A 12,717-nucleotide genomic window follows, 5' to 3' on the forward strand; every position below is an offset into this window, starting at 1 on the left:
TTTTTATTCTTAAAACATACCTATTTATTTTAAAACCACATTCTATATACTACTAACAGTTTAATGAATATTAATGTGGGTTTTATCATGATCAGTTCTAAAACAATATATGAACTATATCAATTGCTGAATCAATCCGAAGTACAAGAATTAAAATCATCTATAACTGAGACTTTTGGTGCAGATGTGGAAAGTGAAGTTGATAAAAGCCCGGTCTTACAGCAAAAGATCAATTATTTTATTTATCAATATATACATCTCAAGCATCCAGAAAGAACAGACAAGATCTTATTCGATGCAAATGAGTCGGCTCACGAGGTTGTAAAAACAGAACACCTTAAAAGTGAGCCAGTACCCTTATTAAAAGATTTTGTATCAAACAGCAGCAATAAAAGTTTAGCACCTGAAGAACAAAAAGATGTAATTGCAGTCACTTTACCAGCCGAATTATCTGACATTCCTGTTGAACCAACAAATCAAAACCATACAGGAAATAATGAAGTAAAACATGACTATAACATTATCCTTGATGGTCGAACTAAGCTAAATATATTGCTCGAAAGATATTTAAGTGGTGTTGATGATGTGGCTCGTGAAATCATTGTGAAGTGCTTTCTTGTTATCTCTATATTTGTAGCACTGATCTCTCTTGTTATGGTTCTTCTGAATACGACCAATATTAACCAGATCCAAGAAATGTATGATATTGGCCATAAAACATTCCTATTCCAATATGCTGAAGTCTGCAATGTAAATGTTGAAGTTGCAAAAGCGAATCCATGTGTTATCTCAGAAATCAATAAACGTATTTCTGAACTATCAAATAGCAGATTTTGGAACACGTTCGGGGTGGTGCTTTTCTCACTTTTATCGTGCTTTTTCTTCTACCATATCTCTACTTACCGTGATTCTAAAGATAAGCACAACGGCTAGTCTTAAAAGGAGGGTAGGGTGTTTTAAAATGGTCTTAAAAGGCCATTTTTTTATTTTAATAACAAAGTTTTATAGTTGATAAAAGGTATTCTAAAAGTATAATAGATACACTCTTAAAACTGGAATGCGTTGTGCTTTTTAAAATTCCAAAAACGGGTGAGATTGATTCAAGTGAACAATCGATGACAGGCCTGGTACTCAAATCGGCATACAACTTAGTTGCCATTTTCAATATTTGCTACATCTTTGTAGTTGTATTCTTTGTGTTTGAAATGTTTTTAAATACAACGATATACAAGATTAAATATCTACCAGAAACCCTCAATACTCCATCATATATATTGCAAATCATCATATTCATTTTATGTTTTTCTTCACTTCTGTATGCGATAAACAAAATGTTTGATGAAAAGTATATCCCTACACGCAAAGAAATCTATCTATTCCTTATCTCTTTTACTATCAATAGTTTATCAATGTTTAATTTTTTAGCTACCAAATAACACTGTAATACCAAGTTCCCACCGTAGCCTAAGCAAAAGTTACCTGTTTTTTTGGGTTTTAAAAGCAGTGAACAAGGGCAGAATTAAAACACAAAAAAATAAAATTAATAGTTTTAAAAAATATTTTTTAAAACTAAATCAGTGATAATATGTAACCAACGTTAAGTTTAAGAAAGTATATTATGTCTGATATTCGCAGCATCTATTTTTACGGTAATAATAAAAGCATCAAATTGGGTAAAAACCCAATCTTAAATACTGTCTTTGAAATTTTTCCAGCCACTAAAACCCCTTTAAAGCGGATTCTTAATCATAACCACCAGTGGGTTAGTAATTGCGCTTTTTACGTGCCTAACGATGTGAAAAGTGAATGGGTTAAAACGGTAACACTTTCAATTTTGACAATCTCAATTATGGCTTCCTTCCGTAATGCAATTGCACAGCAAAAAGGGTTGTCACCAAACGATGAAGCACTTGATGAAGAGGTAGAGAACCTTGTGCCAGATTCGTTATTCAATTCTGCTATTGAATTATCGGATCTTAAAAAAAGTTTATTAGAAGTTCTGCCAAATTTAATGAGCGAATACCTTGCACAAAACTTTGGTGAATACGAAAGCATTATTACAAACGGTGTAGCTAAGCTTTTTATTGATAACCATGAATTTTTGGATAAGCAACTTGATTCTGATGCTGGAACAGATAATCAGATTTCAATGTTAAATTTTACTGACAATGCAGATGAATTATTTCACACAACAAACTATATTTTAGTCCGTATTGCTGATTCAAATGAAAACTTGAAAATCAACTTTACTAACAGCAAACCACATGCAGAACACTTAGGCCGAATTCTGCATACATTGTTGGGGGATGAAAGTTTTGAGATCTCAAAAGGTTCAATTGAGATACCTAATGACGAAGATGGCCAAGAAATTTTCATCTTTGAAAAAGAAACGAACTTTATTGATTTTTACAATTCATTATTGCTGGAAGTTAGTTTTTTTCTAGATCATGCAACAGTCTTAGAGCATATAGAAAAGTATGCACCAATTAACCAAACACTAAGCAGTTTGAGTGAGAATTTAGAAAAGAATATTAACTTTGTCATTTCTTCATTCAAAGAAACTCGCGATCTATCTGCATATTTAGAAAGCCGTGCTCAAATCATAGGGTTAATTCATGAAGCTGCACAAATCGCCAGCATTGAAATACAGCCAGTTGCTCAGGCTAAGGACCTTAAATCGTTAATTGAATCGCATCACCTGGTTACTTTTAATGATAAAGACACCTTTAAACAATTTAATTTATTTTGAGGTGAATATGAAATTTGTTATTAAAAATGGCATTGGTACACGTAAAGTCGAAGTGGATCTCGCATTAGATATACCATTGGTGCTACAAAAATCCATTTCTGTAATTGAGTATGAAGATTTCTTTAAATATTTTAGTGAGCAACATTTTCACATTTGCAAATTTAGAACGTTGAACTTTAAAGATAATAGCGTAGAGGGAAGTAGTAAGGAATTAAATCGCTTTATCTGGCTTGCTATGGCACATCAAGCTTATATGGAGCGTAAAGCTTTACTACCAAGTAAATATATTGCGGATCTAGAAGCTTCAATTTCAAGCATGTTTAATTTAGAGAGCGAATCGCGAGAATGGTACCGAGCTATTCACAAAGCCATAGATGCTTACCTTAAATCACAATTTCCTGAAGCAATAGAGTTTTTACCTTCCAACATTGCACCACTGGATGAAGTGACTAAAATTCTTATGCAAGAAGTACAGCCAGTGATACCAGTTGCAGACGAGCCAGCGAAGCTTTATAGCTGATTCTAGAAATAATTAAGACATAAAAAAACCATCTAAAAATTAGATGGTTTTTTTTGTTTGTGTTTTTATAATTTTGCGAATACTTCAGGATTGTCATTCATAAACTGTTCAATGAAATCATTGTCTAATTCGACATGTTTTGGAAGCTTCTCATGTTCACGAACAATGGATTTTATAGATTCAATATTTTGCTGATTGAAAACAGGTGTTGTACGGCTCTTATAGCCAGTATCAGCCATCGCATAGCGATCATCAAACATACCTGAAGAGGTATTAGAATCGACTTCTGAGTCGCTTATAGATAGTGTTAAGTTGCGGTCTTCAGCTAACTTTAAAATGAATTCGTCAGAGATAAAGTTACGTAGCTCATGCAGCATAGATTCAACTTTATTGTGTTTAAAAAGCACCTTTGCAATTGAACGACAAGATAAGAAACCTTTTGTGATGTTTAGATCTAGTAATTTTTGAGGAATGATTGGATCGCTTTTCTTGTTGCTATTCGCGATCTGTTCAACTTCTTCATCAGTCATAGAAGCTATAATGTTTTTAAAGAAATTGCCATATTGAAACTTTTCAATTTTCTCCAGCATTGTCACTTGTTCTGTATCTAATAAGCAAAAAGAAATAGGTTTAAGCTTGCGTTGGTCGGTTTTGCTTAAACTGCCATTTTGGTTTAAGCGGTTCTCTTTGGTTTTAGCGTTAGTTTTAGAGTTAGTCATTTTAAACACCTTTCAATATGTTTTAAACTTTGGTTAATACCAATAATCATATTATAAGTGGTTTTAGCTAAAATACAAAAAATGAACATTTTGTTTTTTTAAAAAAATCTTTTAAATGTTTTTCGTATATACTATAAGAATATCTATCTTAAAAGGTATAACTCGTGATTAAAACTGATACAGGCGATACGGTTGGAGGGGGTTTAACGAATCCTCAGGATGAAGTTCTAGCATTGTTAGAAGAGTGCTTAAACTCTGAACAATATACAGCTCGTATTACTTATATTTGTGAAGATGGCGGTCAATTAGTAGGTAAAAAGGCAGCTTTAAAGATTTTAAAGGAACAAGAGGACAATGGTTTAATGCTGGTTCCAATACCAGTCTTAGGAAAACAACTAAGAGTCTGGAGTGGTTTAAGTAAAACCAAAATGTCTAGTCACACAGGATTGTACAACAATATACAGTGGTCAAAGTTTGAAAGTGGCGAAAAGTTAATAACAAAGCAAGCGTGGACATTACTTCAACTTAGACTTGGGGTTCATCCAAAATACAAATTGGTTTTAAAAAATGAATTAGATGTCGAGTGAATTATATGTTAGTGAAATTAGCCCTTAGTGGTCATGCTTCTCCAGAAGCTTTAAGTAAATTTGAACGTATCAAAGCGTATGTGCCAGATAGCGCACCTGTTTTGGTCACATACTTTAATAAACAAGTTTTATTAAGTGATCTACTGGTTAATTTTTCTAATTTTTTACCATCGCTCGAAATCACAAAAGATAAAGACATGCTGGTTACGATTAGAGGAAATGAAACACCTTTAGTCGAATTTATTGTCAATTTAAAACTATACAGCATGAAATTAGGCAAACTTTTCTTTGAATTTGAGAATCAATTTAAAGAAAAAGAGCAAGACTTTAAGGGCTTTATTAAACGTCACAAACTTAAAGGTTTTGATCATGCCAATTTTGTTAATTACGTGAAACTAGGTGCATATGATAGTGCTTTAGACATTATCAAACACCAGTACGAAAGCGTTAAAAAAACATTCTTTGTACTGTTTAAAGATCGTTTCACCCTATTAGAAAGCAAGGGTTTTATTTAAGGATATTCTATGGAAATGTTAGATCCATCAAACACAAACCCTGGGCTCTTTTTAGTCATAATGGCTACGGCAATTGGTACCATACTTTTTGGTTTTTTAATTGTCGCTTTAATTGCACGATATAAGTTCAAGATTAGAGTTACGATATCTAGTTTTATAGCTGCAGTTACTTTATCTGTATTTAGCTTTATATGCTTTGGTTCACTTGGTCCGATGGAACCTAAATACAGTACTTCAGTTGTTCAGCTTTATGCGTTGGGCTTACTGGCTGGTACTTTAATATTAAATATAGTTCTTCTGAAATTATTCAGCCCTAAAACTATTGAACAGTTAGCTTTGAAAGGTTTTAATAAGTCAGAAAATGAACAAAAAGAGCATTACAAAAACATCTTAAAAGAGTTTAAATGTATTACTGATTTGGAAGATAAAAACAAGCTTAATAAGCGCAGTTTTAACTTGTTAAATGTTTTTAAACATAAAGGAAAACAAAATGTTTGATTTTAAGATGAAATCTTTGTGTGTTTTGGCTGTTGCCGGATCTCTTTTAACTGGTTGCGTATCTAGTACTATTGATGGAATGGGTTCTAAACGCAAACAAATCATGTTGTATTCTGAAAAAGAATATCTTCAGCAAAATACTCAGTCTTACAACAACATCATCACGACTGCTAAACAGCGTGGATTGATTGTGAATAACGCTCAAGTAAATAGAGTAGCAAAACGTCTTATCGCACAAGTTCCACATTATCGAGCTGACGCAGCAAATTGGAATTGGGAAGTTAATACAATCCGAGATAATGAAATCAACGCGTTTTGTCTATCTGGAGGCAAGATCGGTGTGTTGACTGGTTCTATCACAAAAATTAATGCAACTGATGATGAATTGGCTGCACTGATCGGCCACGAAATTGCACATGCTTTACGTGATCATGGGCGTGAAAAGGTAAGTAAAAAGCTTTTAACTGGTTTAGGTGTGCTTGCAGCTAGTTCGGCTGGTCTTGGTGACATGGTTGTATCTGGCACAAGTTTACTAGGCGATTATGGGGTTAACTTACCTGGTTCGCGCAAACTTGAAAGTGAAGCGGATCTTCTAGGTGTTGATATTATGGTTCGTGCTGGTTACAACCCACAGGGCGCAGTCAGCTTTTGGAATAAAGTAGTAGCCCAAGAAAAACAGGGCACTAAAATTGATTTCTTATCAACGCATCCTACTTCAGAAAAAAGAATTGTAGCGATCCAAGAATACATCAACCAAAATTACAGGAAATAATATAAGGAGCTGGTTATGGATATTTACACAGTTATCCGAGTGAGCAAAAAGTTGTTTGACCACGGTTATGTTGTAATACCAGAACACAAAGTAGATTTTAAATCGGCTTTACTGCTCTTAAATGAACAAACCGTTGATGATCGATTTCTAATATCTAAAGATATAGTAGGTGCTGAAATCAGAGGGAATTTTGCCTTAATTGAAAAGGAGGGGAAGTTTCAATTGTTTACCAAAGGAATAGATTACTTTTGTTTGAATGTTGAGCCTGAAAAATCCAGTACTGATCCTAAACCTGAAAAAGAGGTAAAAAAGAGTAAAGTAGTTCTCAAAAACCGTTATTTATATAAAAGTGGCGTGAAGAAGATAGGGGAGCTGGACACGTACAAGAAAAGAAGCGTCAAGATTACGAATGTAGGAAAACCATTTGTACTAAAACAAAAATTGCATGACGTTCCAGATTGGCTTTTTGAAAAGCTAAAAGACCAAGATGTATGTTGGATCTATTTTGAATATGCTGAAGAACAATTATCAGAGGCACCAATAGAAACTGCACCAATCAATTTAAAAAGTGACATTGAAAGTTGTGTTAAATACTTTAAGTTACATGGTGAAAAAACAAGAAAAAAACCAATTATCAATGCTGAAGCACCAGGTAACGTAAACCTATTCAGATATTGTGATTTACGGCGCATTGATCAGGAATTAAAAGTCTTATTTGTTTGTAGTGAAAACTATCTTTGGTTACTGGAACAAAATAGACAAGATCCACTACCTAACATCAAATTAAACAATATTAGTTTTGGCGGTTGGATCATTCCCAAGACGACAAACCAAGATATGTTGAATAAGCTAATAATGTTAGATAAAGAATTAAAAACGAATCCAGATGCTTATCTTCTAAGTGTACGAGAGAGAGATGGATCCGTAAATTTGAACAACTCCTATAAGTGATATTCTGCTCCTCAAATGATGTTATAAACATCAATATATGGAGTATTTTATGGCACGTAGACCAAGAAGAAATCATTCAAATGATTTTAAAGCTAAGGTAGCACTTGCTGCGATTAAAGCAGAAAAAACACTTGCTGAATTGAGTGCTGAGTTTGATGTTCATCAAAACCAAATTATTGACTGGAAAAATCAATTGATCTCAGCTTCCTCGCAAGCTTTCGATCAATCAAAAGCTCCAACAGAACCACCCATCGATCTAAAAAAACTACATGCAAAAATCGGTGAGCAGGCATTAGAAATTGATTTTTTAGAAGGTGTGTTGAAGAAACTGGGCCGCTTCAACCACAAAAGTTAATCGACGACTCACTTCAGATTTCAGTATCTAAGCAAGCTAAGCTGCTGAAAGTCTCCCGTGGTTGTTATTACTATCGCCCAAAACCTGTGAGTGCATCAGATCTGAAGCTGATGCGATGTATTGATGAATTACATATGCAATATCCTTTTGCAGGCAGTCGTATGATGCGTGATTTGTTGAATCGTCAAGGACATCATATAGGACGACGTCATACACGTACTTTAATGAAGAAAATGGGTATTCAGGCGTTATATTGCAAACCAAATTTAAGCCAGGCTAATCAAGCTCACCGTAAATATCCATATCTGCTCAAAGGGTTGGCTATTCAGCGCAGTAATCAAGTGTGGTCTACGGATATAACGTATATCCCTATGGCAAAAGGCTTTGTTTATTTATGTGCTGTGATTGATTGGCATAGCCGCAAGGTACTTGCGCATAGGGTATCGATTAGTATGGAGGTGGATTTTTGTATTTCGGCTTTAAATGAAGCGATTGAAAAATATGGTCGACCTGAAATATTTAATACAGACCAAGGCAGCCAGTTTACCAGTGATGCATTTATTGATGTATTGAAATCAAATGGCATTCAAATCAGTATGGATGGTAAAGGTCGATGGGTAGATAATGTGATGGTTGAACGATTATGGCGGAGCGTTAAATATGAAGAGGTGTATCTCAAAGCTTATAGCAGGGCAGAGTAAAACTTGAAGTGCGACATAAACCACCTAATTAATTTAAAGGGTTTATGGAGTATATAAAATTGTCATACCATCATCTTAACTTTGAAGATCGTACTGCATTAATGCTTGAGTCAAGAAAAGAAGGCTTTTCAGCCAGAAAATTTGCTGAACTTATTAAAAGACATCCTAGTACGATCTATCGTGAGCTTAAAAGAAATAGCATCAATGACGTTTATCAAGCTCAATATGCTTCTGATAACACTTTTGCTAGACGTAGACGTGGTCACAGAAAACTCAAAATCGATTCAATCCTCTGGAAATTTATTGTTGAAGCGATCCGTTGTTTATGGTCTCCTCAGCAAATAGCAAAGCGTTTAAAGACATTTCCTGATTTGGATCAAACAATGAATGTAAGCCATACAACGATTTATTCAACGATACGAGCATTACCCAAGGGTGAGTTGAAAAAAGACTTATTATCCTGTCTACGTCATGAAAATAAAAAGCGAAAAGCTAACGGTGAACCTAAAAAAGATTCTATATTACAGGATATTAAAACTATTCATGAGCGCCCAGCCGAAGTTCAAGAAAGAAAAATACCGGGTCATTGGGAAGCTGATTTAATTAAAGGTAAAGACAATAAAAGTTCGATAGCAACACTTATTGAACGAAATACACGGCTCTGTATCTTGGCAACATTACCTGATGCAAAGGCAGAATCAGTGCGCAAGGCTTTAACTGAAGCTCTGAAATATTTACCTGCAGAACTGCGTAAAACGTTGACCTATGACCGTGGACGTGAGATGTCAGAACATAAAATACTCGAAGAAGATTTAGGCATAGATGTATATTTCTGTGACCCACATTCACCCTGGCAAAAAGGCACATGCGAAAATATGAATGGTTTAATTAGGCAATATTTACCTAAAGGGATTGATTTAAATCAGGCAGATCAGCATTATTTAAATCAAGTTGCCATGTCACTGAATACTCGTCCTAGAAAGGCGTTAGATTGGCTTACACCATTAGAGAAATTTGCTCAGCTTGTTGATTATCATATGGCTTTTGAAACTGTCGCACCTCATGTTTGAATTCGCCCCATATTTTTGCTACAGTGAACCAAATTAAGATCATCTATTTACTAGGCCTCGCATTTGCGGGGTTTTTAATGCTGAATAAAAGGAAAACTTGATGGAATTGCCCAATATTATTCAACAATTTATCGGAAACAGCGTTTTAGAGCCAAATAAAATTGGTCAGTCGCCATCGGATGTTTATTCTTTTAATCGAAATAATGAAACTTTTTTTCTTAAGCGATCTAGCACTTTATATACAGAGACCACATACAGTGTCTCTCGTGAAGCGAAAATGTTGAGTTGGCTCTCTGAGAAATTAAAGGTGCCTGAACTCATCATGACTTTTCAGGATGAGCAGTTTGAATTCATGATCACTAAAGCGATCAATGCAAAACCAATTTCAGCGCTTTTTTTAACAGACCAAGAATTGCTTGCTATCTATAAGGAGGCACTCAATCTGTTAAATTCAATTGCTATTATTGATTGTCCATTTATTTCAAACATTGATCATCGGTTAAAAGAGTCAAAATTTTTTATTGATAACCAACTCCTTGACGATATAGATCAAGATGATTTTGACACTGAATTATGGGGAGACCATAAAACTTACCTAAGTCTATGGAATGAGTTAACCGAGACTCGTGTTGAAGAAAGATTGGTTTTTTCTCATGGCGATATCACGGATAGTAATATTTTTATAGATAAATTCAATGAAATTTATTTTTTAGATCTTGGTCGTGCTGGGTTAGCAGATGAATTTGTAGATATATCCTTTGTTGAACGTTGCCTAAGAGAGGATGCATCGGAGGAAACTGCGAAAATATTTTTAAAGCATTTAAAAAATGATAGACCTGACAAAAGGAATTATTTTTTAAAACTTGATGAATTGAATTGATTCCAAGCATTATCTAAAAATACTTGGCAGAGTAAAACTTGAAGTGCGACATAAACCACCTAATTAATTTAAAGGGTTTATGGAGTATATAAAATTGTCATACCATCATCTTAACTTTGAAGATCGTACTGCATTAATGCTTGAGTCAAGAAAAGAAGGCTTTTCAGCCAGAAAATTTGCTGAACTTATTAAAAGACATCCTAGTACGATCTATCGTGAGCTTAAAAGAAATAGCATCAATGACGTTTATCAAGCTCAATATGCTTCTGATAACACTTTTGCTAGACGTAGACGTGGTCACAGAAAACTCAAAATCGATTCAATCCTCTGGAAATTTATTGTTGAAGCGATCCGTTGTTTATGGTCTCCTCAGCAAATAGCAAAGCGTTTAAAGACATTTCCTGATTTGGATCAAACAATGAATGTAAGCCATACAACGATTTATTCAACGATACGAGCATTACCCAAGGGTGAGTTGAAAAAAGACTTATTATCCTGTCTACGTCATGAAAATAAAAAGCGAAAAGCTAACGGTGAACCTAAAAAAGATTCTATATTACAGGATATTAAAACTATTCATGAGCGCCCAGCCGAAGTTCAAGAAAGAAAAATACCGGGTCATTGGGAAGCTGATTTAATTAAAGGTAAAGACAATAAAAGTTCGATAGCAACACTTATTGAACGAAATACACGGCTCTGTATCTTGGCAACATTACCTGATGCAAAGGCAGAATCAGTGCGCAAGGCTTTAACTGAAGCTCTGAAATATTTACCTGCAGAACTGCGTAAAACGTTGACCTATGACCGTGGACGTGAGATGTCAGAACATAAAATACTCGAAGAAGATTTAGGCATAGATGTATATTTCTGTGACCCACATTCACCCTGGCAAAAAGGCACATGCGAAAATATGAATGGTTTAATTAGGCAATATTTACCTAAAGGGATTGATTTAAATCAGGCAGATCAGCATTATTTAAATCAAGTTGCCATGTCACTGAATACTCGTCCTAGAAAGGCGTTAGATTGGCTTACACCATTAGAGAAATTTGCTCAGCTTGTTGATTATCATATGGCTTTTGAAACTGTCGCACCTCATGTTTGAATTCGCCCAGTGTCACAGATGCGAAAAAGCAATTAAGTGCATATTTTGAGTTTTATAATTTGAAACGACCTCATTCGAGTCTAGACAAAATGACACCAAATGAGTTTTACTATGATCAGCTACCCCAACAAAACAAGGTGGCTTAACTAGAGCGGAATATCACTTATAAATACGCTTTTAGTTGTTCAAACAAGTGGGACCACCTCTCTTATAGCTTCCGAATATATCAATTAATGATGCAATTTAAGTCGACAGGTTATTGCAACATTCCCCTTAAAGAATTGCGTAAAATACTTTCTTTAGAAAGTCTATATTCAAATGCTGCTGATTTAAAAAGGCGTGTGATTGATGCTGCATGTACTGAAATTAATGAAAAATCCCCTTATACGGTTAAATATGAGCTAATTAAAAAGGGCAATAAATTTCATAGTCTTGAGCTAAAATTTAAGAAGAAAAATGCAGAAAAAGAGCAATTAAGATGCCCTGACACAATTGATATGTTTGAAGAACAGAAAAATAACTTCCTTAAACTGTCTGATGCTCAGGTTGATAGTTTTGGTAATCAATTATCAGAACTTTCTGAATTAAGTTATTTAGCTAGAGAGGGTGAAAGCTACAAAGATTTAGCATTAAGGCTTAAAACAATGCTTCGAGATCCTGACCAACAACCACAGCTTCTTCCATATTTAAAAAAACTAGGATTTAAACCATGATTGAGTTAGATAATTTTAATTTTGATGAAGAAGTTGCCAAATTCAATGATGTTATTTTCAATCAGAGTAATGAAGTAAAAGCAAAGATATTGACTGGATATTTAAGCTCTATTATTGATGTTGAGATTAAACATTTTGATGATTTCAATGATCATAAAACAGTGCTTAAAGATATTGAAAGCAAAGTAACCTTTGCTATCAATATGCTAAAAACAATACAAAATTAATTATGGCAGATTAAATAATTTTCTATCCCGATCTTCTGTTAAATACTCGTTGATGCCAGCGAGTATTTTTTGTTTCTCTGCTTCATCTTCCATTTTCTTGAGCAAGTAAGAACCCAGTAAAATTTTACGTCTGGTATCGTTTTTTCGATCTTGTTCTTTCTGTTTTGCCTTTTCACGAGCGTCTTTAGCCTGCTTTTGAGCTTTAAGCTGCTTTAAGCGTTCTTCCTGTTGCTTTAAGCGTTCTTCCTGCTTAGCAATTCTCTGTTCTAAAGATTCATTTGTCATTGTAATTCCCATACCTAAAAAACCATTCAAGCATAGGATACCTGCCATTGAGATTCAATGCCTTCCTAAG

General features: G+C 34.4%; 15 protein-coding genes and 2 pseudogenes. 15 read left to right on the plus strand and 2 right to left on the minus strand.

Annotated features, from left to right (window positions below):
- Nucleotides 1-87 precede the first annotated feature (87 nt).
- The 3 genes from ACZ8ZH_RS18070 (at nucleotide 88) to ACZ8ZH_RS18080 (ending at nucleotide 3,269) form a co-directional block, all read left to right on the plus strand.
- Nucleotides 88-933, plus strand: coding sequence for a hypothetical protein (locus ACZ8ZH_RS18070; RefSeq protein ID WP_024160863.1), 846 nt, complete (start codon nucleotides 88-90; stop codon nucleotides 931-933).
- 685 nt (nucleotides 934-1,618) lie between these two features.
- A complete protein-coding gene (locus ACZ8ZH_RS18075) occupies nucleotides 1,619-2,749 on the plus strand; it encodes a hypothetical protein (protein WP_005005771.1) in 1,131 nt (376 codons plus the stop codon).
- A 7-nt stretch (nucleotides 2,750-2,756) separates the two neighbouring features.
- The gene (locus ACZ8ZH_RS18080) at nucleotides 2,757-3,269 is read left to right on the plus strand and encodes a hypothetical protein (protein ID WP_005005767.1); all 513 of its coding nucleotides are present in this window, start codon (nucleotides 2,757-2,759) and stop codon (nucleotides 3,267-3,269) included.
- Nucleotides 3,270-3,334: 65 nt separating this feature from the next.
- Here ACZ8ZH_RS18080 and ACZ8ZH_RS18085 read toward each other — a convergent pair whose 3' ends face one another.
- Nucleotides 3,335-3,988: a hypothetical protein gene (locus tag ACZ8ZH_RS18085; RefSeq protein ID WP_005005764.1), complete on the minus strand. Its 654-nt coding sequence runs from the start codon at nucleotides 3,986-3,988 to the stop codon at nucleotides 3,335-3,337.
- A 164-nt stretch (nucleotides 3,989-4,152) separates the two neighbouring features.
- On the opposite strand from ACZ8ZH_RS18085, the gene ACZ8ZH_RS18090 reads away from it, so the two are divergent.
- The 12 genes and pseudogenes from ACZ8ZH_RS18090 to ACZ8ZH_RS18145 all read left to right on the plus strand — a co-directional run bounded on the left by ACZ8ZH_RS18090 (nucleotide 4,153) and on the right by ACZ8ZH_RS18145 (nucleotide 12,362).
- The gene (locus tag ACZ8ZH_RS18090; RefSeq protein ID WP_005005760.1) at nucleotides 4,153-4,575 is read left to right on the plus strand and encodes a hypothetical protein; all 423 of its coding nucleotides are present in this window, start codon (nucleotides 4,153-4,155) and stop codon (nucleotides 4,573-4,575) included.
- Between the two features lie 5 nt (nucleotides 4,576-4,580).
- On the plus strand, nucleotides 4,581-5,090 hold the full coding sequence (locus ACZ8ZH_RS18095) for a hypothetical protein (protein ID WP_005005759.1): 510 nt from the start codon (nucleotides 4,581-4,583) through the stop codon (nucleotides 5,088-5,090).
- Between the two features lie 9 nt (nucleotides 5,091-5,099).
- Nucleotides 5,100-5,588, plus strand: coding sequence for a hypothetical protein (locus ACZ8ZH_RS18100; RefSeq protein WP_470247951.1), 489 nt, complete (start codon nucleotides 5,100-5,102; stop codon nucleotides 5,586-5,588).
- Entirely contained in the window at nucleotides 5,581-6,360 is a 780-nt protein-coding gene (locus tag ACZ8ZH_RS18105; protein WP_470247952.1) for a M48 family metallopeptidase, read from the plus strand. Before ACZ8ZH_RS18100 ends, ACZ8ZH_RS18105 begins: the two co-directional genes overlap by 8 nt.
- A 15-nt stretch (nucleotides 6,361-6,375) precedes the next feature.
- Entirely contained in the window at nucleotides 6,376-7,311 is a 936-nt protein-coding gene (locus tag ACZ8ZH_RS18110; protein WP_005028393.1) for a hypothetical protein, read from the plus strand.
- 37 nt (nucleotides 7,312-7,348) lie between these two features.
- A pseudogene (locus ACZ8ZH_RS18115) lies at nucleotides 7,349-8,355 on the plus strand (IS3-like element ISAba14 family transposase); the annotation flags it as partial.
- A 56-nt stretch (nucleotides 8,356-8,411) separates the two neighbouring features.
- Complete coding sequence (locus tag ACZ8ZH_RS18120; RefSeq protein WP_001988464.1) at nucleotides 8,412-9,437, plus strand: IS30-like element ISAba125 family transposase; 1,026 nt, start codon at nucleotides 8,412-8,414, stop codon at nucleotides 9,435-9,437.
- Nucleotides 9,438-9,537: 100 nt separating this feature from the next.
- Nucleotides 9,538-10,317, plus strand: a complete 780-nt coding sequence (locus tag ACZ8ZH_RS18125; protein WP_000422636.1) for an aminoglycoside O-phosphotransferase APH(3')-VIa — start codon at nucleotides 9,538-9,540, stop codon at nucleotides 10,315-10,317.
- A gap of 79 nt (nucleotides 10,318-10,396) precedes the next feature.
- Nucleotides 10,397-11,422: an IS30-like element ISAba125 family transposase gene (locus tag ACZ8ZH_RS18130; protein ID WP_001988464.1), complete on the plus strand. Its 1,026-nt coding sequence runs from the start codon at nucleotides 10,397-10,399 to the stop codon at nucleotides 11,420-11,422.
- Nucleotides 11,423-11,430: 8 nt separating this feature from the next.
- A pseudogene (locus ACZ8ZH_RS18135) lies at nucleotides 11,431-11,568 on the plus strand (integrase core domain-containing protein); the annotation flags it as partial.
- Nucleotides 11,569-11,655: 87 nt separating this feature from the next.
- Entirely contained in the window at nucleotides 11,656-12,135 is a 480-nt protein-coding gene (locus ACZ8ZH_RS18140; RefSeq protein WP_005267630.1) for a RepB family plasmid replication initiator protein, read from the plus strand.
- The gene (locus tag ACZ8ZH_RS18145; protein ID WP_005028396.1) at nucleotides 12,132-12,362 is read left to right on the plus strand and encodes a hypothetical protein; all 231 of its coding nucleotides are present in this window, start codon (nucleotides 12,132-12,134) and stop codon (nucleotides 12,360-12,362) included. The genes ACZ8ZH_RS18140 and ACZ8ZH_RS18145 overlap by 4 nt, the downstream gene beginning before the upstream one ends.
- Here the strand turns inward: ACZ8ZH_RS18145 and ACZ8ZH_RS18150 are convergent, their stop codons facing one another.
- A complete protein-coding gene (locus ACZ8ZH_RS18150; protein ID WP_034619196.1) occupies nucleotides 12,363-12,647 on the minus strand; it encodes a hypothetical protein in 285 nt (94 codons plus the stop codon).
- Nucleotides 12,648-12,717 lie beyond the last annotated feature (70 nt).

The sequence above is a fragment of the Acinetobacter sp. SW-226 genome, from assembly GCF_055632855.1.